Genomic DNA, 19,108 nt, shown 5'->3' on the forward strand with positions numbered 1-19,108 from the left:
CTCGGACCCGATCACAGATCCGTCGATCACAGAAGGCGGGCGCCGGCCTGATGGATCCGGGTGACGTCGGGGTCGTAGCCGGCGGCCGAGAGGCCGTCCCCGAGGGCGATTACGGTCCGACCGAGCATCCCCATCGCCGCCTCGCCGCCGGCGTCGTCGACGAGATCGATGGCCTCCGCGACCTCGGGAACGAGCAGTCCCGCCTCCCGGGCGAACCGCCGCGAGGACGCGAGAAGGGTCGAAAGCGTCGGGTCGTCCCGGAGGGTCGAGAGGGCGCGCTCGCCGGCGGCGGAGAGCCCGGCGGTGTCCTCCGAGAGGACCGCGGCGGTCGAGAGCTCGCCGAAGGAGACGTACTCGATCCGGCCGGTCGCGGGCACGCCGTCGAGCGACCCGTAGCCGGGCGCGCCGGGCTCGATCCGGATCGGAATCCCGCCGCGCGCCTGGGCGACGACGTCGCCCAGGCCGGTGCCCGCCTCCACCTCCGCGACGTGGGCGACGGCCACGAGTTCGTTCTCCGAACGCCCGCACGCGAAGGCGTCGTTGACGGCGAGGGCGGTCCCGAGCGCGGCCGCCCCCGAGACGCCGAATCCCGCCCCGACCGGGAGGTCGGTCTCGACCTCGACGCCTGCGGTCCGTGGGGTCGCATCGAGCGCGGAAAGGACCGCCTCGACCGGTTCGATGTCGGCCCCCTCGCCGTTCAACCTGACGTCGATGGGGGACGGGTCCGTCGATCCGGATCGGGAGGGTAGTTCATCTCCATCGGCCGGCACGACGGAGACCTCGACGCCCTCGGCGAGCGCGATCCCGGCCCCGCGGGAGCCGGCGGATCGGGGGTTCTCGTCGGGATGTGCGCTGAAGAACCCGGTCACGTGGCCCGGAACGAACGCGCGTGAGCTGGCGTCGGTCCCGGAGTCGACAGCTGAAGCACGGTCGACGGCGCCGACACGGGGGTCGGCGTCCGTGGTCGAGGGATCGGTACCGCTCGGGTCGTCGGTCATGCCGCGATCAGGGGCTCAGCCGCTGGCGGTCGCGCGGGAAGAGCACGGCCTCGCGGATGTTGTCGAGGTCGAGAAGCGTCATCACGAGCCGCTCGGCGCCGATGGCCCAGCCGGCGTGGGGGGGCATGCCGTATTTGAACATCTTCGTGTAGTACTCGAACTCGTCGGGGTCGAGCCCCTGCTGTTCGAATCCGGCGATGAGCTCCTCGTAGCGGTGTTCGCGCTGGCCGCCCGAGACGAGCTCCATGCGCGGGTGCATGAGGTCGAAGCCGGTCGAGAGGGTCTCGTCGTCGTCGTGGTCCTTGATGTAGAACGGCTTGATCTCCGAGGGCCAGTCGGTGATGAAGTAGTGCTGGCCGACGTCCTCGCCGAGGGCGTGTTCGCCCTCCGTGGGGAGGTCGTCGCCCCAGACGAGCTGTTCGTCGAGCTCGCCGGTGGCGTTGATGCGTTCGATCGCCTCCTCGTAGGTGAGCCGGGGGAAGGCCTCGCTCGGCGCCTCGAAGTCGGCCGCGAGCCCGAGGGTCTCGAGCTGCTCCGCGCAGTTCTCCTCGACGGCCTCGTAGGCCGAGCGGACGACGGACTCACAGACGTCCATGGCGTCCGCGTGGTCACAGAAGGCGCCTTCGAAGTCGATGGAGGTCGCCTCGTTGAGGTGTCGCGGCGTGTTGTGTTCTTCCGCCCGGAAGATCGGGCCGATCTCGAAGACGCGCTCGAGCCCGGAGCCGGCGGTCAGCTGTTTGAACAGCTGGGGCGACTGGTTCATGAACGCCTCCTCGCCGAAGTAGGTGATCGGGAACAGCTCGGTGCCGCCCTCGGTCCCCGTGGCGACGATCTTCGGCGTGGTGATCTCCGTGGCGTTCGCCTCGCGGAACGCCTCTCGGGCCGCCCGGAGGATCTCCGCGCGGATCTCGAAGATGGCCTTGACCTCCGGCTTGCGGAGGTCGAGCGTCCGGTTGTCCAGACGCGTCGGCAATTCGGCGTCGACCTTGCCCGAGGGATCGAGCGGGAGCTCGGTGTCGGCCTCGGCGACGACCTCGAGCGAGTCGGGCGTCACCTCGACGCCGGTCGGCGCGCGCGGCTCCTCGTCGACGTCGCCCGTGACGGCGATCACGGACTCGCGGGAGACGCCGAGTCCGGTCTCGACGAGGTCGTCGTCCATCTCGTCCTTCTCGAATTTGACCTGGATGCGTCCCGTCGTATCGCGGAGGATGAGGAAGGCGATGCCGCCCAGATCGCGAATCTCGTGGACCCAGCCGGCGATCGTGACGCGATCGCCCGGCTCGGCGTCGGCCGTGTACGTGCGGTCGTCGAGTCCCTGCATACTCCACCGTTCCGTGAGAGGCGGCTTAAAGGACGTTGATTCGCGTCTCCCGGCCGGCGCGAATCCCCCCGTTACGATCTCGAGACTCCCGTCGAATCGCGACGCTTCGCGGCGAGATCGACCGACTGAACCGAGTACGCGAGGGGCGGGACAATCAGAAGAGCGATCAGATGATTACAGCACGGTTTGTGGGTTGACGGCCCATCAAAAGGTCAGAGCGAGGGAGAACATACGTTCTGGCGAAGTTGTGGAATGCAGAAGTTTCAGGAGGATTCCCCAACAAGTAGGGTTAATGCGAGATCGATTTCGACCGTGGCTGGCCGCGATATTCGCGTTTCTGTTTCCGGGGCTTGGTCATGCATTTCTCCGCCACTGGGGCCGTGCATTCGTATGGATCTTAACGATCAGCTCAATTGGAGTCATATTACAGGTATTCTACGGAACGATCCCAGAAGATCCAAATGTGGGCCTGATAGAATACTCGGAATCACTTCCTCCAGAGGTAGTAGTTCCGATCCTATTTTTAACGTTATTATCAGTACTCGACGCGTTCGTGATCGGACGCCGCGAGCGTCGCCAGGCCGGACGGCGAGAGTCGATCGTCGACGTGGGCGGGGCCGGCACCGCCTCGAGTGACGGGTCGCCCGAGTCCGAACGGACGGAGGGCGACCGGAAGGCCGGGATCCGCGGACGGGATCACCAGGACGTCGAGGGGGCGACCCTCAAGTGTCCCCACTGCGGCAAGGAGACCGACGCGGAGCTCGACTTCTGTCACTGGTGTACGGAGCCGCTTCCGGGACCGGACGAGGAGTGAATCGAAGAGCGAGTCGGGGAACGAGACCGGGACGCGACCGATGTGAGTCCCGACCTCGATGGGCAGTTCCCGATGGGTCGGTTCGCGGGGGGACCAGCCCACGACGGTGCGCCGTTTCTCGGCGGTGCGTTATTTTTCGATGATGCTCTCCTCCACCGTCTCGCCGAAGTGGCGAGCGACGTCCTCGTAGTGGAGGAGCACCTCGTCGCCGACCTCGAGGTCGGTCACGGCGGTGCGTCCCTCCCGGGTCGCGACCTTGATGGTCTCCGCGTTCTGCAGGAGGGTCTCGACGCGGTCGACGCCGTCTTCGGTCTCGACTTCCGCCTCGACGCGGAACATGGGCCGTTTTTCGATCTTCACGCGACCGACGATCGCCTCGCGGGTGTGGCCGTCGGTGTCGAGCACCTGCACCTCGTCGCCCGAGCGCAGCCCGGCCAGGTATTTCGTGCCGCCGTCGGGGGTGCGGACGTACGCGTGAACCGCGCCGGCGTTGACCCGGAACGGCCTGGAGGCGACGTAGGGGCTCTCCGCGGTCTCGGCGTGGACGAAAAAGAGCCCGCGGGACATCGATCCCACGAGCATCCCCTCGTCGTGGTCCATCAGGCTGCCCGTGTCGATGCAGACGCGGTCGGCCATGCCGGTGCGTTCGACGTCGATCACCTCGGCGTACCGGAGGTCGAGCTGCTCGCGGGCGGCGGTGTCTCGGGCCTCGACGGCGCCGCGGATCTCGTCGGGCGAGTCGCTGTCGACGAGCACGCCGTCGGCTCCGGTCTCGAGCGTCTCGAAGGCGGTCCGGGCCTCCTCGGCGGAGGTGACGCCCGCCACGAGGTGGGTGTCGTCGCCGACGCGAGCGATGAGGTTCTCGAGGGGAATGATCGTCCAGTCCTCGCCGACGACGATCGTGTACTCGGCGTCGTTCGCCGCGTCCTCCGCGAAGGCCTCGTAGCGCTCGTCGAGGATGCGGGTGTAGACGCCCTGCACGCGGTCGTCTCGACGCCGAAGGGTCGTGAGGTCCGCGGAGCCGGCCAGGTCGTCGGGCATCGAGACGGTCCCGTCGCCCTCGCCGTCCTTGCCGACGACGTAGGCGTCGGCCTCGGCGTCCGCCGCGTCGGCCTCGGCCTCGTCGACGACGTCGGCGTCCGACCGGAACGCCGCCACGTCGACGTCGCCCAGCTCGCGCACTCGCGGAACGTCGTACTCGTCGACGAGCACCCAGTCGACGCCGGCCTCGATCCCGGCCGTGATCCGGCGTTTTCGCTGCTCCCACTCGCCGACCTCGTCGTCGGCCTTCACCCAGACGCTACGTGTCATTGTCGATAGGTCGACCCCTCGGTGCTTGAAAACTGCGGAAACGGACCCGACGTCGAGCGGGAAGAATTGTCGGCCGCGATCAGGCCTGTACGAGTCCGGCGGCCCGAAGCGCGTCCTCGGCGTCGCGGTCCTCGTGGACGACGGCGCTCACCGCGCGGGTGATCGCCTCCGGATCGTCGTGTTGGAAGATCGACCGTCCCATCGAGACGCCGGCGGCGCCGCCGTCCATGGCGCCGCGGACCATCTCGATCGTCTCGCGGTCCGAGCCCTTCGACCCGCCGGCGATGACGACCGGCAGCCGGGTCGACTCACAGACGTGCTCGAAGGAGTCCGCGTCGCCGGAGTAGCCCGTCTTGACGACGTCGGCCCCGAGCTCCTCGGCGAATCGAACGGCGTGGCCGAGCGCCTCGGGGTCGGTGCCGTCGACGTCGGGGCCGCGCGCGTACGCCATCGCGAGCACGGGCAGGCCGAACCGATCGGCCTCGCCGGTGAGCTCCGCGAGGTCCTCGATCTGTTTCGGCTCGTAGGTCGACCCGACGTTGATGTGCAAGGAGACGGCGTCGGCGCCCGCCCGGATCGCCTCCTCCGCGGTCGCGGTCAGCCGCTTGTCGTTCTCGTCGGGCCCGATCGTCGTCGACCCGTTGAGGTGGACGATGTAGCCGGCGCCGTTCTTGTTCGGGTGGACGCGGGGTGCGACGCCCTTCTGGGTCAACACGGCGTCGGCGCCGCCGGCCGTGACGCCGTCGACGGTCGCCTCGATGTCCTTGAGCCCCTGGACGGCACCCATGGTGAGGCCGTGGTCCATCGGGACGATGAGGTAGCGGTCATCCGTGGAGATGCGGTCGAGTCGTGCGTTGAGTCCTGCTGTCATGGTCTTTGGCTCGGTCGTGCGTCGGTCCGCGGTTGCGGTTCCGGGCTCGGGATGGATCGCGTCGAACGACGCGACCCGGTTCGTATGCCAAACTGTGGCAATAGCGGATAAGTGGCTTTCGTTCGGAGTCGGCCGGGACGGTCGAGCGCCTCCCGATCGCGTCCCGGCTCACTCCGGGTCGGCGACGGCCGATCGGGCGGAATACCCGCGTTCGGCGCCGGCGACGAGTTCGCGCGAGAGGTCCTCGAGCCGATCCGCGACCGTCTCGGCGGGAAGCCCCTCCGCCGCGCCCTCGGCGACGACGTCGACGAGCGCGGAGCCGACGATGATCCCGTCCGCGCCGGCGGCGACGATCCGCTCCGCGTGGTCGCCGCTGGAGATGCCGAACCCGACCGCCTTCGGCACGTCGTACTCCCGAAGCCGCTCGAGGCTCTCGGCCGTGTGATCCGAGACGTCCGTCCTCGCGCCGGTCGTTCCCAGACGCGCCTGGACGTAGACGTATCCCGAGACCTGGCTCATGATCCGGTCGAGGCGGTCGCCGGCCGTGGTCGGCGCGACGATGAAGACGAGATCGAGACCGAACTCGTCGCAGGCGTCCCGCAGGGGGTCGGCCTCCTCGGCGGGAAGGTCCGGGACGACGAACCCCTCCAGTCCTGCCTCGGCCGCGCGCTCGACGAACGGCCGGGGGCCCTCCGTCTCGCCCCACTGGTAGATGAGGTTGTAGTAGGTCATACAGACGAGCGGGACGTCGACGTCGAGGTCCTCGACGAACTCGAAGAAGCGGGCCGGCGTCATCCCCGCCTCGAGGGCGCGGACGACCGCCTCCTGGATGGTCGGCCCCTCGGCGATGGGTTCCGAGAAGGGCAGTCCCAACTCGATGACGTCCGCGCCGCCGCGCTCGAGCGCCTCGACGTAGGCGAGCGAGGAGTCGTAGTCGGGGTCCCCGACGGCGAGGTACGGGATGTAGGCGGGGCCGTCAGCGAACGCCCGGGCGATCGCCTCGCTGTTTCCGGTCGAGTCGGACATCTACAGCCCCCCCGTGAACATCGACATGTCCGGTCCCGCATCCAGATCGCGGCGATCCGTCTCCTCGATCACGGACTCGAGGTCCTTGTCCCCCCGTCCCGAGACGGTGACGACGACCGTGTCCCCGAGGGCGTCGTCCTCGGCGTCTGCGTCGTACTCGTCGCCTTCGTCGTCCTCACCGTCGCCACCGTCCCCGCCCGCGACCGCCTCGAGGTACGCGATCGCGTGGGCGGACTCGAGCGCGGGGATGATCCCCTCGGTTCGCGAGAGGCGGTGGAACGCCTCCAGGGCCGCCTCGTCGTCGACGGCCGCGGGGGTAACCCGCTCCTCGTCGACGAGGTGGGCGAGCTGCGGGCCGACGCCGGCGTAATCGAGCCCGGAGGAGACGGAGTGGCTCTCGACGATCTGGCCGTGGGAGTCCTGCAGCAGTCGCGTGCGCGCGCCGTGGAGCACGCCCTCCTCGCCGGCGTAAAGCGACGCCGAGTGGGGCGCGACGCCCTCGTCCTCGTCGACCTCGAGGCTCGCGCCGCCGGCCTCGACGGCGTGTAACGCCACCTCGGAGTCCTCGAGGAACGCCGCGAACGACCCCATCGTGTTCGAGCCGCCGCCGGCGCAGGCGACCACGTCGGTGGGCAGGCCGCCGGTCGCCTCGATCGCCTGCCAGCGCGCCTCCTCGGAGACGACCGACTGGAAGTCGCGGACCATCGCCGGGAAGGGGTGAGGTCCGACGACGCTGCCGATGACGTAGTGGGTGTCCTCGACGGATCCGGCCCAGTCGCGCATGGTCTCGGAGATCGCCTCCTTGAGCGTCCCGCGGCCGGCGGTCACCGGGGTGACCTCGGCCCCGTTGAGCTTCATCCGGAAGACGTTGGGACGCTGGCGGTTGATGTCGCGTTCGCCCATGTAGATCTCACAGGGCATATTGAGGTGGGCGGCCGCCATCGCCGTCGCGGTGCCGTGCTGTCCGGCGCCGGTCTCCGCGATGATCCGCTCTTTGCCCATGTACTTCGCGAGCAGGACCTGCCCGAGCGCGTTGTTGAGCTTGTGGGCGCCGCCGTGGAGCAGGTCCTCGCGTTTCAGATAGACGTCACGGTCGTACCGCTCGGAGAGCCGCTCGGCGTGCTGGAGCGGCGTCGGCCGCCCGCCGAAGTCGCGAAGTCGCCGTCGGAGTTCGTCCATGAAGCCGTCCTCGTTCTCGAGGACGTACCGTTCGTAGGCGTCGGTCAGCTCCTCGATCGCGGGCATCAGCGCCTCCGGAACGTACTGGCCGCCGTACCGTCCGAAATTCCCGTCCGTACCGCCCGAAACGGGGGTCGGATCCTCCGGCGGTCGCTCGTCGACGTCGGTTCCCGTCCGTCGCCCGTCGACGTCGGTCCTCGTCCCCTCGTCCGCGTCGGTCGTGGTTTCGCTCATGATGTCGGTGTGTCGTGTTCCGCGGCGTCCGTGGCGTCCGTGGCGGGTCGCGTCGAGTCGTCGGTCGGCGCGCCGTCGGGCGTCGAGTCGTCGGTCGACGCGCCGTCGGGCGCCGAGTCGTCGGTCGATCGGTCCCTCTCCGCGGTGGTAAACGTTCGCGTGTTCGATCGGACGTCGCCGTCCATGATGGCGCTGCCGATCAACAGCGCGTCGGCGCCGGCCGCACGCATTCGGCGGGCGTCCGCGGCGGCGGTGACGCCGCTTTCGGCGATCAACGTCACGTCGTCGGGCGCGTGCGGCGCAACCGACTCGAAGGTCGAGAGGTCGACCTCGAGACGGGCCAGATCGCGGTTGTTCACCCCGACGAACCGCGCGCCGGCGGCGATCGCCCGCTCGAGCTCCTCGCGGTCGTGGACCTCGACGAGGACCTGAAACCCCCGATCGCGGGCCGCCGCCAGAAGCGGCCCGAGGTCGTCGCCGAGGAACCGCGCGATGAGCAGGACGACGTCGCTTTCGACCGCGTCGAGCTGGTCCTCGGTCACGAGGAAGTCCTTGCGGAGGACGGGAACGTCCACGGCATCGCGAACGCGCTCGAGGGTGTCCGTCGACCCGCCGAAGTGGTCGGGCTCCGTCAACACCGAGAGCGCGGCGGCCCCGCCATCGACCATCTCCGTCGCGAGCGCGACCGGGTCGTCCTCTCGGGTGCCCTCGGTCGTCGGGCTGGTCGGCTTGACCTCCGCGATCACCGGCGTTCGACCGTCCGCCTCCGCGGCATCGAAAGCCGCCTCCAGATCGCGAGGATCGGCGTCGACGCGCTCGCCGCCGTCGCCATTGCCGTTATGGCCATTGCCGCCGTCGCCCGATCGCGTCCTCGCGGACTCCAGTATCGACCGGACCGCGGGCGCGAGTTCCTCCGTGTCGTCGTCCATTACTGATCACTAATGTACGTATCTGTTCATAAGGCTTGCGTCCCGGCCGCCGAGATCGGGCGGCCGCGGGGGACGGCGAAGGGTCCGACGGAGGCAACTTGCTTATGGGTCCGGCTCCGACGGTCGTCACATGGATCGAGACGCCACGGGAGGCCGGAAACGGCGGCGGGAACAGAGCGTGGGCGGACGTATCGAGGGGTCGACCGCGAAGCGTACACGGAGGCTCCGGCGGTGGTGAGCCTCGCCGGGACGACGGGCGTCTACGCGCGCTCGTACGAACGACTCGATCGAGCGGTCGAGATCGGCTTCGCGAGCGGCCACGTGATCTCCGCGTCCTTCCCGCGGTCGATCCCGGCGGACGCCGAGTCCGACCACGAGCTGCTCGACCGGATCGGCGAGTACCTCTCGGGGAGCGAGGAGGCGTTCGCGGACGTCGAGCTCGGGTTAACCCTCCCCACCGACCGCCGCGGGGTGCTCGAGGCGGTCGAGGGGATCCCCTACGGGGAGTCCGTCTCGGTCAGCCGGGTGACGCGGATGGCGGGCCGCGACGACAACGACGCCGAGGATCTCGAGTTCGTGAAGGACGCGCTGCGGGACAACCCGACCCCGCTCTTCGTGCCCGACCACCGCGTCGAGGGCGGTCCCTACGCCACGCCGGGAGACGTTCGCGAAGTGTTCCGCGACGTGGAGGGACTTCGCTGACTTGGTACGTGGGTCGAGAACGGAGACCGGGTACGCGGATCGGATACGGGGACCGGGAACAGGGATCGGGCGGGATGGAACGGTTTTAACCCCCCAGCGGCGTACCGGGGGTATGACCGACGTCGAGATCCCCGCGGACCACCCGCGCTACGAGTCGCTCGTGACGCGACACCGGATCGAGGCGGGCATCGAGAAGGGGATCACCTCGAGGCAGGGGCTGATCGCACAGGGGCGCGGGGAGGCGTTCGACTACCTGCTCGGCGAGCGAACCATCCCGTCGGCGAGGGCGGCAGAACGCGCGGCGGCCGCGCTCCTGCTTTCGGCCGATCATCCCGTGCTCTCGGTGAACGGAAACGTGGCGGCGCTCGTCCCCGAGGAGATCGTCGAACTCGCGGCGGCGACGGAGGCCGACCTCGAGGTGAACCTGTTCAACCGCACGGAAGAGCGGATGGAACGGATCGCAGAACACCTCCGCGAGCACGGGGCGACCGAGGTGAAGGGCCTCGCGGGCGACGGCCGGATCCCGGGGCTCTCCCACGAGCGGGCGACGGTCGACGCCGACGGGATCGGGGCGGCCGACGTCGTGCTCGTTCCCTTAGAGGACGGCGACCGCGCCGAGGCGCTCGCGTCGACCGGGAAGACGGAGATCGTGATCGACCTCAATCCCGGCTCGCGGTCGTCCCGCTCCGCGGCCGTCCCGATCGTCGACAACATCGTGCGGGCGATCCCGAACGTGACGCGCCACGCCCGCGAGCTCTCGGACGCGCCGATCGAGGAGCTACAGTACGTGATCGACTCCTTCGACCGCGAGGAGGCGCTCGAGGCGGCCGAGACGGCCATCCGACGGGGATCATTCGACGACGACGGGGACGCGGAAGCGGACGGCCGGAACGACGACGCGGAAGCGAACGACGAGTGACTCACTCCGCCTCGATCGAGGAGGCCGACGCGAACGGGTCCTCGCCGAGGCGGTCGCGGTCGTGGGACGCCTCGAAGTCGAGGTCGGGACCGCGGGCGACGACGCCGGAGGGGTTGACGTCCGGGTGGGTCGTGTAGTAGTGTTCGGTGATGTGGTCCAGCTCCACCGTCTCCGCGACGCCCGGAAGCTGGTAGAGGTCCCGTAGGTACCCCCAGAGGTGCTCGTACTCGTGGATGGCCCGGACGTTGCACATGAAGTGGGTGTGGTAGACGTGATCGAAGCGGATGAGCGTCGTGAACATGCAGACGTCCGCCTCCGTGAACCGGTCGCCGGCCAGGAACCGCCGGTCCGCGAGCACCTCGTCCCACCGGTCGAGAGCTCCGAAGAGGTCGTCGATGGCCTCGTCGTAGGCCTCCTGGGAGGTCGCGAAGCCGGCGCGGTAGACGCCGTTGTTGATCGGCTCGTAGATCTCCGTGATGATCTCGTCGACGCGGTCGACCGCCGCCTCGTCCTCCGGTAGGAGCCGGCGGCCGTTTCCGAGGTCGCCGAAGGCGGTGTCGAGCATCCGGAGGATCTCGCGGGACTCGTTGTTGACGATGGTGTCCTCGACGGTGTCGTAGAGGACGGGCACCGTCACGCGGCAGGTGGCCTCGGGGTCCGCGCGCACGTACAGCTCGCGGAGGTAGTCGCTATCGTGGACGCGGTCGCGGGTACAGCCCGCCTTCTCGGGGGTGAACTGCCAGCCGTCGTCCCCGCGCCAGGGGTCGACGACGGAGACGTCGATGACGTCCTCGAGGTCGAGCATCGAGCGGGCCAGCAACGCGCGGTGGGCCCACGGACACGCGTAGGAGACGTACAGGTGGTACCGTCCGGGTTCCGGCTGGAAGCGGTCGTCCGGCTCCGCGTCGACGTGAGAGGGGACCTCAGATCCGGCGACCCAGTTCCGAAAGGTGGTCGTCTGTCGGGTGAACGCGCCGGAATCGTCGGTCGACTCGTGGGCGTCCACGCGCCACTCGCCGTTCACGAGCTTGTTCATACGGGACCGACGGGCGCGATCGTGTTAACGGTTGCTGGGACGAGCGAGTCCGAGAGTCCGACGATGGGAGGACGGTCGGTCGCGAACTAAACAGCAGGCGTCGTGGGAGCGACCGCGGAGAACGTGAAAGCGAGGGGAAACGGATTGATCCTCATATGTGGAACCATTAGTTGAATAGTTCCAAAGTGTATCGGGATATAGCATATATAAATAAACTGTTTCCTTATACAGATTGAAGAACACACAAGAATTCCAAGTATTCTATCCAATACCCACGGAACAATTATACCGGAGTGGACGAACGATGCGATCGTGATACGATGAGACACGGAGACGTTTCCTCCTCGAGCGACACCGTCGGCGTGGCAGTTCACCAGACCGCGGCGCCGAGTCCCGACTCCACGGAGGAAGTGCTCGAACAGTGCGAGACCATCGCCGACCGGATCGAGGGGATCACGACCGGCGCGCCCGGCGTCGATCTGGTGATCTTCCCGGAGTACTCGACGCAGGGGATCACCTACGACGAGGACCAGATGATGGAGCTGGCGACCGAGGTTCCGGGCCCCGAGACGGAGATCTTCTCGCGGGCCTGCGAGGAACACGGCGTCTGGGGGGTCTTTTCGATCACCGGCGAGAAACACGAGGACCATCCCGACCGGAACCCGTACAACACCCTGATCCTGATCGACGACGAGGGGGAGATCAGACAGAAGTACCGAAAGATCCTGCCGTGGTGTCCGATCGAGGGCTGGACCGCGGGCGAGGAGACCTACGTCACGGAGGGGCCGAAGGGGCTGAAGATCAGCCTCATCATCTGTGACGACGGGAACTACCCGGAGATCTGGCGCGACTGCGCCTACAAGGGCGCGGAGCTGATCGTCCGCTGTCAGGGGTACATGTATCCGGCGGCCGAGCAGCAGGAGATCGTCGCGCGACACGCGGCGTGGTCGAACAACGCCTACGTCGCCGTGGCGAACCTCGCGGGCAACGACGAGGTCTACTCCTTCTTCGGGAAGTCGAACATCGTCGGCTTCGACGGCCGGGTCCTCGGCGAGTGCGGCAGCGACGGGAACGTCTGGCAGTACGCGGAGCTTTCCGTCCCGGCGATCCGCGACGCCCGGGCGAACTGGCAGAGCCAGAACCACCTCTACAAGCTGTTGCATCGCGGGTACACCTCGAGTGAGGCGGCCGGCCTCGGCGACGGCGAGTCCGCGAACCCGTTCTCGTTCTACGAGGACTGGGTGACCGATCCGGAGGCCGCCGAGGAGCGGATCGAGGAGATCACCAGGTCGACGACCGGCACCGCGGACGCCCCGATCGAGGGGCTCACGACGGACGAGGAGGAGGAGCCGTCGGAGTCCGCCGAGCCGGAGTCGGTCGAGGTCCCGAGCGACGACTGAGGGAGCGGTCGCCGCGCTCGAGCCCGAAGGCGAGCCCCACGGAACTTAAGCCCGCAGCGGCCCAATCCGGGAGCATGCCCGCGACGAAGGAGGTCAAATGCGAGAGCGCCGACTGCGAGCTCGACATGTTCGAGAACCACTACACCTACGACGTCCCGGAGGACCACTCGGTCGACGACCTGCGGTGTCCCTACTGCGGCGGCCGGGCCCTCTCCGTCATCGAGGTGTGAGATGCCGGCGTTCCTCTCCGCCGGCAGACGGACGGTGAAGGGCGTCCTCGAGCGCGTCGGACGCGGCTGGGGAAAGTACCAGGAACGGCGCCCCCTCGATCACGACCTGCTGGAGAGCGACGACGCCTACCTCGTCGTCTTCGACGCGCCGGGGATCCACGGGGACGACGTCGACGTTCGGTTCGTCGACCGAACGATCGAGGTCACGCTCCGGCGCCCCGTCGATCAGGAACGCCGGAGCGGGTTCGACCTCGTCTTTCCGGGACGGGGACGCACGCTCGCCGGCAGCGTCACGCTCCCCCCGGAGGCCCGCGTGACGCCGCGCGGCGCGAACGCGACGGTCACCCGGGCCGGAACCCTCGAGGTGGAGATCCGAAAGACCGACGCCGCGGCGAGCGGATAGTCGGAGCTACTTCTCCGCTGACTCCGAATCGCGCGCGTCGGGGCCGTCGTTCGACCCGCCCCTCGTAGCCGATCCACCCTCCACATCCGAATCGTCCTCCGAGTTCGTTCCGGCCCCCGCGTCCGGATCCGAATTCGCCTCCGGCCTGAGGATCACGGCCGAGACGCGCATCCCCTCGACCTCGGAGACCTCCAGTTCGTGCTCGCCGACGATCACCCGGTCGCCGACCTCCGGGGGTCGACCGAGCCTCGAGAGGACCAGTCCGCCGACGGTCTCGACCGTGTCGGTCGCGAAGTCGGTTCCGAGTTCGTCGTCGAGCGCCGAGAGCGCGAGCCCGCCGTCGACCACCGCTGGGCCGTCCTCGGGGCGGTCGATCCCCGGTTCGCGACCGCGAACGTCGAACTCGTCGCGGATGTCCCCGACGACGACCTCCACGATGTCCTCGATCGTGACTATCCCCTCGAGGACGCCCCACTCGTCGATGACCGCCGCCATCTGCGCGTGTCGGTCCTGGAGGTCCGAAAGCAGCGTCGCGACGTTGGTCGTCTCCGGGACGACGTGGATGTCGCGGGCGATGTCGCCGGCGGTGGCCGCGGACTCGGTTCCGGTCCCGTTCGGCGAGCCGTCGACGAGCTGGATCGCCCGCACGACGTCCTTTGCGTCGACGAGGCCGACGACCTGGTCGGGATCGTCAGCGTCCACGACGGGATAGCGGGTGTGGCCCGACTCGACGATGATCGATCGGAGGTCGACGAGCGAGGCGTCGGCGGGAACGGTTCGCACGTCGGGACGCGGAACCATCACCTCGCGGGCGACGACGTCGTCGAGCTGGAAGACGCGCTCTATCATCTCGACCTCCTCGGCGGCGACGTGACCCTCGTCTCCGGCGTTCGAGAGCGCCATTCGAAGCTCCGTCTCGGTGAGCGTCTCGTCCGTCTCGGAGGCGGGGGGAACGCCGATCAGGCGCGTGAAGGCGTTGGCGGTCCCGTTGAACACCACGATCCCGGGATAAAACAGGTAGTAGAAGAGGTGCATCGGCGCCGCGACGAGCAGCGCGATCCGCTCGGCCTGGGCGATGGCGATCGTCTTGGGTGCGAGCTCGCCGAAGACGACGTGGAGGAACGTGATCACGCCGAATCCGATCGCGAAGGCGACGAGGTGGACCAGGCTGGCGGGCAGAAATTCGCCGAGCACGGGCTCGATGATCGCCGCGACCGCGGGCTCGCCGATCCACCCGAGTCCGAGCGAGGCGATCGTGATCCCGAGTTGGGTCACGGCCAGGTAATCGTCGAGGCTGTCCATCGCCTCCTGGAGCAGTCCCGCGCCGGCTTTGTCCTTCGCGACGGCCTCCTCCACGGCGGTCGCGCGGACCCGAACGTACGCGAACTCGGAGGCGACGAAGAAGCCGTTCAACGCGACGAGCACGAGCGCCGCGAGGATCCGGCCGACCGAGAGCGCGACGTCTACCATCGGTCCTCCGGTCGGTGACTATTGCGTCGGCGTGCATCGGACTGGCGTGGCCATCGAGCGGTGCGGCCTCGACGGCTCGACTGGCGGGTCGGGGGCGGTCCGTGATCGAACATACGTCCCCTTCAGTCGGTCGCCACTAAACGGTACTGTCCGAGAGCGGAGTGTCCGATCGCACCAACGGACACCCGTTTCTTCCGACGGTTGCGTCGAAAGCTAATCGACGGAGCGGCCCGAATCCACCGCAACGGCTTTCCGAAAGCCTCCGGAATCGGTCCGCCATGGAACGCCACGACATGCCGGTGCAGATCGACGGATCGATCGGCGATCGGATCCTCACGGAGTTCCTCGAGGACGTGATCGCGGCGATCCCGCAAGTCATCGCCGGCGTGGTCTTCTTGATCCTGGCGTTCGTGGTGATCAAGCTCGCGCTCGCCGCCACGCGAACCGCGTTCGACCGGATCTATCCCGAGGAGCAGCGACTCATCGTCGACCTCTCCGTGGCGGTCGTCGGGCTATTCTTATGGTTCGGCGCGGCGCTCGCGCTGTTGAAGATCGTCGGCCTCGGCGACGTCGCCGCGAGCCTCGGAACCGCCGGCGGGTTCATCGGGCTGGGCGTCGCCTTCGCGTTGAAGGAGATGATCGCGGACACGGTCGCCGGCGTCTACCTCCTCAAGGACCCGGACTTCACGCCCGGCGACCGCGTGGAGACGGCCTCGGTTACGGGGACCGTGACGCAGATCGACCTCCGAAAGACCCGGATCAGGGCCGACGACGGGGAGCTCGTCGTGCTGGCGAATCGCGACGTCGAGAAGAAGTGGACGAACCGATCGCGTGGGGAGAACGCCGACGCCGGGTGAAAACCATCATCAAAGGAGCCGACGCCGGCTGAAGTCGATCGTCGGAGGACGCCGACGCCGGCCGAGATCGATCGTCGCGGACCTGCACCCGCACCCGCATCCGCGCCGTTTTACCGTCTCGGGCGAGTAGGACGCGCCAATATGACCGATCCGGCCGCAGTCGACGGCGGGACCCCCGCCGATCCCGCGGACCTGTCCGTCACCATCGTCGACGGGTACGTCGACGAGCCGGCGCACTTCGGCGTGCCGCCGTACATCTCCACCTACCCGCGGTACACGGCCGGCGCGCTGGTCGACGCCGGCGTGCCGCAGTCTTCGATCACCTACCACACGATCGACGAGCTCCGCGAGGAGCGGAACAGGCGGGCGGACGTCGCCGACGCCGACCTGTTCGTCTACGTGGGCGGGATGACCGTCCCGGGAAAGTACGTCGGCGGCACCCCGGCGGAGCCCGACGAGGTCCGCGAACTTGCCTGGACCGCGGAGGGGACCACGCTGCTCGGCGGCCCGGTCCGGTTCGGGGTCGGCGAGGAGAACGCCGGCGCCCAGGAGACCGAGCGGGACGACCTCGACTACGACTTCGTCGCGAAGGGCGACGTCGAGGCGGCCGCGTACGACCTCGTCGCGAACGGGCTGGAGGGCTTCGGCAATCGGATGCGCGAGAACCCCGAGGTCGACCGCTGGGCCCGCCTCGGTGCGTTCGTGGTCGAACAGCACCCGAACCACCCCGACCACCTCATCTGCGAGCTGGAGACCTCCCGCGGGTGCGCCTACCGGTGTTCGTTCTGTACCGAGCCGCTGTACGGCAACCCGGCGTTCCGCGACGTCGAGGGCGTCGTCGGCGAGGTGGGGGCGCTCGCCTCGCGCGGCGTGGGGCACTTCAGGCTCGGCCGCCAGGCCGACATCCTGGCGTTCGGCGGCGACGGCGAGGCGCCGAATCCGGACGCGCTCCGCCGGCTCTACGGCGGCATCCGCGAGGTCGCGCCCGATCTGGAAACCCTCCACCTCGACAACATGAATCCGGTGACGATCGTCGACTACCCCGAACGGTCCCGCGAGGCGATCCGGATCATCGCCGAACACAACACGCCGGGCGACACCGCGGCCTTCGGCCTCGAGTCGGCGGACCCGGTCGTGCGCGAGCAGAACAACCTCCTCGTGTCCGCCGACGAGTGTCTGGAGGCCGTCCGCGTCGTCAACGAGGAGGGCGGCTGGCGTCCCGGCGACACGCCCGAGGCGACGCCCGGCGGCGACGATCGCGTCCTCGGCCCCTCGACCGGTCCCGAGGCCTCGCCGCGCCTCCCGAAGCTGCTTCCCGGGATCAACCTCGTTCACGGGCTCCAGGGCGAACGCGAGGAGACCTTCGAGCACAACCGGCGGTTCCTCCAGCGCGTCTACGACGAGGGGCTGATGCTCCGTCGGATCAACATCCGGCAGGTGATGGCGTTCGCGGGCACGGAGATGGCGGAGACGGGAGCCGACGTCGCCGAGGACCACAAACGCCAGTTCAAACGCTACAAGGAGGAGGTTCGCGAGACGATCGACAATCCGATGCTCGACCGCGTGGTCCCGCCGGGAACGGTCCTCCCGGACGTCCACCTCGAGTACCACCAGGACGGGACCACCTTCGGCCGCCAGCTCGGCACCTACGCGCTGCTCGTCGGCATCCCTGGCGAGCGCGAACTGGGACGTGCGATCGACGTCGCGATCGTCGACCACGGGTACCGGTCGGTCACCGGGGTTCCCTACCCCCTCGACGTCAACGAGGCGTCGATGGACGAGCTGACCGCGATCCCCGGCATCGCGCAAAGTACCGCCGGCGACGTGATCGTCGGCCGCCCCTACGAGTCGCTCGCGGAGGTCCCCGTGGAGACGATCGACCTCTCGCGGTACTTCGTGGCTGGCGACGGCGACGAAGGCGACGGCGGTCGGATTCCGGGAGCGGCAGGAGCGGGGATCCACAAACCGGCGTCCGGAAGAAGCGACTGATCGATGTCGGACGAGGACCGGGACGCGGATCCCACGGGGACGTCACCGTCGACGTCGACGCCTACGACGAGATCTCGAACGGGACGTCCGTCGATCCGCCGAGTCCCGATCCGGACGCCCTCGACGCGAGCGCCCGGCGGGACGACGAACGCGTACGTCCTCGGCGACCTTCTCGTCGATCCGGCCGGCAGGCACCCGGACCTCGATCGAGTCGCCGAGTCCGTCGAACACGTCGCAGTCACCCACGCCCACCCCGACCACGTCGGCGCGGTCGCCGAGTACGCGGCCGCCGCGGAAGCGACGACGTGGGCCCCGTCGGCGTTCGCGGACCGCTTCGAGGAGGCGACCGGGGCGGAGCCCGACGCGACCTTCACGGAGGGCGATGCGATCGGGAGCGCCGACGCGATCGCCATCGCGACGCCGGGCCATGCCGTCGACCACTTCGCGTTTGCGGTCGGCGAAGGGACGGAACACGAGGGGGCTCCCCGCGGCGGGGAGGCGATCCTCTGCGGCGATCTGGCGCTCGCGGAGGGCAGCGTCGTCGTCAGCCGGGAGGGCGGCGGCCTCCGAGCGTATCTCGAGAGCCTCCGTCGGATCAGGGATCGAGGCCCGACGGTCCTGTACCCGGGCCACGGCCCGGCGATCCAGGATCCGCGCTCGACCCTCGATCGGCTGATCGACCGCCGACTCGACCGGGAGCGGTCGGTGCTCGAGGCCGTCGAGGCGGGCGCGAGCGACGTCGATGCGGTTCTCGAGGGGGCCTACGATCGGGACCTGATCGGCGTCGAGGACCTCGCCCGCGCGACCGTTCGCGCACACCTCGAGAAGCTCCTCAAGGATGGGCGGATCGAGGGGGCGTGGCGCGATCGGCTCTGATCGGACCGGCCAGGAGAATCGAACTCGCCTCGGCGACGCGGTGCTCAACTCGCGACGTCGTCGGTTCGCTGCCGTGGGAGGTTCCGCCGGTGGAGGACGTACTCGGCCAGCGTGCGGACGAGGATCGAAACGAGCGCGAGGAGGCCGAGGCCGACTCCGACGAACAGGAGTCCGATGGCGCCCGGCCCGGACATCGGCTCGTCCGAGAGGGTGGCGATCAGGACCGCGAACGCGCCGCCCGCCAGAAGGGGCACGACGACCTCGACTGCACGAACGACCGTGTACGCCGGACGAGCGGCGAGCCGGTCGGTCGGCGAGTCGTCCTCGGAACGGAGCGTCCGATACCCCGCGACAAGCGCCTCGGCGAGGACGACGAGCGCGAGAACGGGCCCGAGGAAGGCGACGAGGAGGAGAACGCGGAGCTGTTGGCCGGGGAGGATCCGAAAGAACCCGAGCGTGGCGATGGCGAGGATACAGACGACGGCGACGAGCTTGCAGGCCTGGAGGGGCTTTGCGGCGAGGAACCGGCGGATCATGGGTTGT

At 68.8% G+C, this 19,108-nt stretch carries 19 protein-coding genes; 9 read left to right on the forward strand and 10 right to left on the reverse strand.

The window, feature by feature from the left end; translation table 11 throughout:
- Window positions 1–26: 26 nt before the first annotated feature.
- Both ACZ5YD_RS08305 and aspS read right to left on the reverse strand, forming a co-directional pair.
- On the reverse strand, window positions 27–998 hold the full coding sequence (locus tag ACZ5YD_RS08305) for a pantoate kinase (RefSeq protein ID WP_379742222.1): 972 nt from the start codon (window positions 996–998) through the stop codon (window positions 27–29).
- A gap of 7 nt (window positions 999–1,005) precedes the next feature.
- Window positions 1,006–2,319, reverse strand: coding sequence for an aspartate--tRNA(Asn) ligase (gene aspS, locus ACZ5YD_RS08310; RefSeq protein ID WP_379742225.1), 1,314 nt, complete (start codon window positions 2,317–2,319; stop codon window positions 1,006–1,008).
- Window positions 2,320–2,872: 553 nt separating this feature from the next.
- Between aspS and ACZ5YD_RS08315 the strand changes: the two genes are divergently transcribed.
- Window positions 2,873–3,133, forward strand: coding sequence for a DUF7575 domain-containing protein (locus tag ACZ5YD_RS08315; protein ID WP_379742228.1), 261 nt, complete (start codon window positions 2,873–2,875; stop codon window positions 3,131–3,133).
- 129 nt (window positions 3,134–3,262) lie between these two features.
- On the opposite strand, the gene ACZ5YD_RS08320 is transcribed toward ACZ5YD_RS08315, so the two are convergent.
- From ACZ5YD_RS08320 to trpC, 5 genes are all read right to left on the reverse strand, one after another.
- Entirely contained in the window at window positions 3,263–4,444 is a 1,182-nt protein-coding gene (locus tag ACZ5YD_RS08320) for a 3-dehydroquinate synthase II (RefSeq protein WP_379742232.1), read from the reverse strand.
- Between the two features lie 79 nt (window positions 4,445–4,523).
- On the reverse strand, window positions 4,524–5,315 hold the full coding sequence (locus tag ACZ5YD_RS08325; RefSeq protein ID WP_379742235.1) for a 2-amino-3,7-dideoxy-D-threo-hept-6-ulosonate synthase: 792 nt from the start codon (window positions 5,313–5,315) through the stop codon (window positions 4,524–4,526).
- Between the two features lie 168 nt (window positions 5,316–5,483).
- Window positions 5,484–6,341, reverse strand: a complete 858-nt coding sequence (trpA, locus tag ACZ5YD_RS08330) for a tryptophan synthase subunit alpha (RefSeq protein WP_379742238.1) — start codon at window positions 6,339–6,341, stop codon at window positions 5,484–5,486.
- Window positions 6,342–7,754 (reverse strand): tryptophan synthase subunit beta, encoded by a 1,413-nt coding sequence (gene trpB / locus ACZ5YD_RS08335; RefSeq protein ID WP_379742241.1) that lies wholly within the window; start codon window positions 7,752–7,754, stop codon window positions 6,342–6,344. It abuts the gene before it with no gap.
- Entirely contained in the window at window positions 7,751–8,683 is a 933-nt protein-coding gene (trpC, locus tag ACZ5YD_RS08340; RefSeq protein WP_379742244.1) for an indole-3-glycerol phosphate synthase, read from the reverse strand. Before trpC ends, trpB begins: the two co-directional genes overlap by 4 nt.
- A gap of 234 nt (window positions 8,684–8,917) precedes the next feature.
- On the opposite strand from trpC, the gene ACZ5YD_RS08345 reads away from it, so the two are divergent.
- On the forward strand, window positions 8,918–9,385 hold the full coding sequence (locus ACZ5YD_RS08345; protein ID WP_379743053.1) for an MGMT family protein: 468 nt from the start codon (window positions 8,918–8,920) through the stop codon (window positions 9,383–9,385).
- A 112-nt stretch (window positions 9,386–9,497) separates the two neighbouring features.
- Window positions 9,498–10,304, forward strand: a complete 807-nt coding sequence (locus ACZ5YD_RS08350) for a 4-phosphopantoate--beta-alanine ligase (RefSeq protein WP_379742247.1) — start codon at window positions 9,498–9,500, stop codon at window positions 10,302–10,304.
- Between the two features lies 1 nt (window position 10,305).
- Here the strand turns inward: ACZ5YD_RS08350 and ACZ5YD_RS08355 are convergent, their stop codons facing one another.
- The gene (locus tag ACZ5YD_RS08355; protein WP_379742250.1) at window positions 10,306–11,340 is read right to left on the reverse strand and encodes a glutathione S-transferase family protein; all 1,035 of its coding nucleotides are present in this window, start codon (window positions 11,338–11,340) and stop codon (window positions 10,306–10,308) included.
- Between the two features lie 320 nt (window positions 11,341–11,660).
- Here ACZ5YD_RS08355 and ACZ5YD_RS08360 point away from each other — a divergent pair, with 320 nt between their 5' ends.
- The 3 genes from ACZ5YD_RS08360 to ACZ5YD_RS08370 all read left to right on the forward strand — a co-directional run bounded on the left by ACZ5YD_RS08360 (window position 11,661) and on the right by ACZ5YD_RS08370 (window position 13,373).
- A complete protein-coding gene (locus ACZ5YD_RS08360; protein ID WP_379742253.1) occupies window positions 11,661–12,740 on the forward strand; it encodes an aliphatic amidase in 1,080 nt (359 codons plus the stop codon).
- A 74-nt stretch (window positions 12,741–12,814) separates the two neighbouring features.
- The gene (locus tag ACZ5YD_RS08365) at window positions 12,815–12,970 is read left to right on the forward strand and encodes a DUF7559 family protein (protein ID WP_379742256.1); all 156 of its coding nucleotides are present in this window, start codon (window positions 12,815–12,817) and stop codon (window positions 12,968–12,970) included.
- Window position 12,971: 1 nt separating this feature from the next.
- A complete protein-coding gene (locus tag ACZ5YD_RS08370) occupies window positions 12,972–13,373 on the forward strand; it encodes an Hsp20/alpha crystallin family protein (protein ID WP_379742259.1) in 402 nt (133 codons plus the stop codon).
- 6 nt (window positions 13,374–13,379) lie between these two features.
- Here ACZ5YD_RS08370 and ACZ5YD_RS08375 read toward each other — a convergent pair whose 3' ends face one another.
- Window positions 13,380–14,843 carry a hemolysin family protein gene (locus tag ACZ5YD_RS08375; protein ID WP_379742262.1) on the reverse strand — a complete coding sequence of 488 codons (1,464 nt, stop codon included), beginning with the start codon at window positions 14,841–14,843 and terminating at the stop codon, window positions 13,380–13,382.
- A gap of 278 nt (window positions 14,844–15,121) precedes the next feature.
- On the opposite strand from ACZ5YD_RS08375, the gene ACZ5YD_RS08380 reads away from it, so the two are divergent.
- The 3 genes from ACZ5YD_RS08380 to ACZ5YD_RS08390 all read left to right on the forward strand — a co-directional run bounded on the left by ACZ5YD_RS08380 (window position 15,122) and on the right by ACZ5YD_RS08390 (window position 18,565).
- Complete coding sequence (locus ACZ5YD_RS08380; RefSeq protein WP_379742264.1) at window positions 15,122–15,700, forward strand: mechanosensitive ion channel family protein; 579 nt, start codon at window positions 15,122–15,124, stop codon at window positions 15,698–15,700.
- Window positions 15,701–15,841: 141 nt separating this feature from the next.
- Window positions 15,842–17,689: a radical SAM protein gene (locus ACZ5YD_RS08385; protein ID WP_379742268.1), complete on the forward strand. Its 1,848-nt coding sequence runs from the start codon at window positions 15,842–15,844 to the stop codon at window positions 17,687–17,689.
- 3 nt (window positions 17,690–17,692) lie between these two features.
- Window positions 17,693–18,565, forward strand: a complete 873-nt coding sequence (locus ACZ5YD_RS08390; RefSeq protein ID WP_379742271.1) for an MBL fold metallo-hydrolase — start codon at window positions 17,693–17,695, stop codon at window positions 18,563–18,565.
- A gap of 44 nt (window positions 18,566–18,609) precedes the next feature.
- On the opposite strand, the gene ACZ5YD_RS08395 is transcribed toward ACZ5YD_RS08390, so the two are convergent.
- The gene (locus tag ACZ5YD_RS08395) at window positions 18,610–19,101 is read right to left on the reverse strand and encodes a hypothetical protein (RefSeq protein ID WP_379742274.1); all 492 of its coding nucleotides are present in this window, start codon (window positions 19,099–19,101) and stop codon (window positions 18,610–18,612) included.
- Between the last annotated feature and the right edge of the window lie 7 nt (window positions 19,102–19,108).

The organism is Halopenitus salinus (assembly GCF_055397165.1).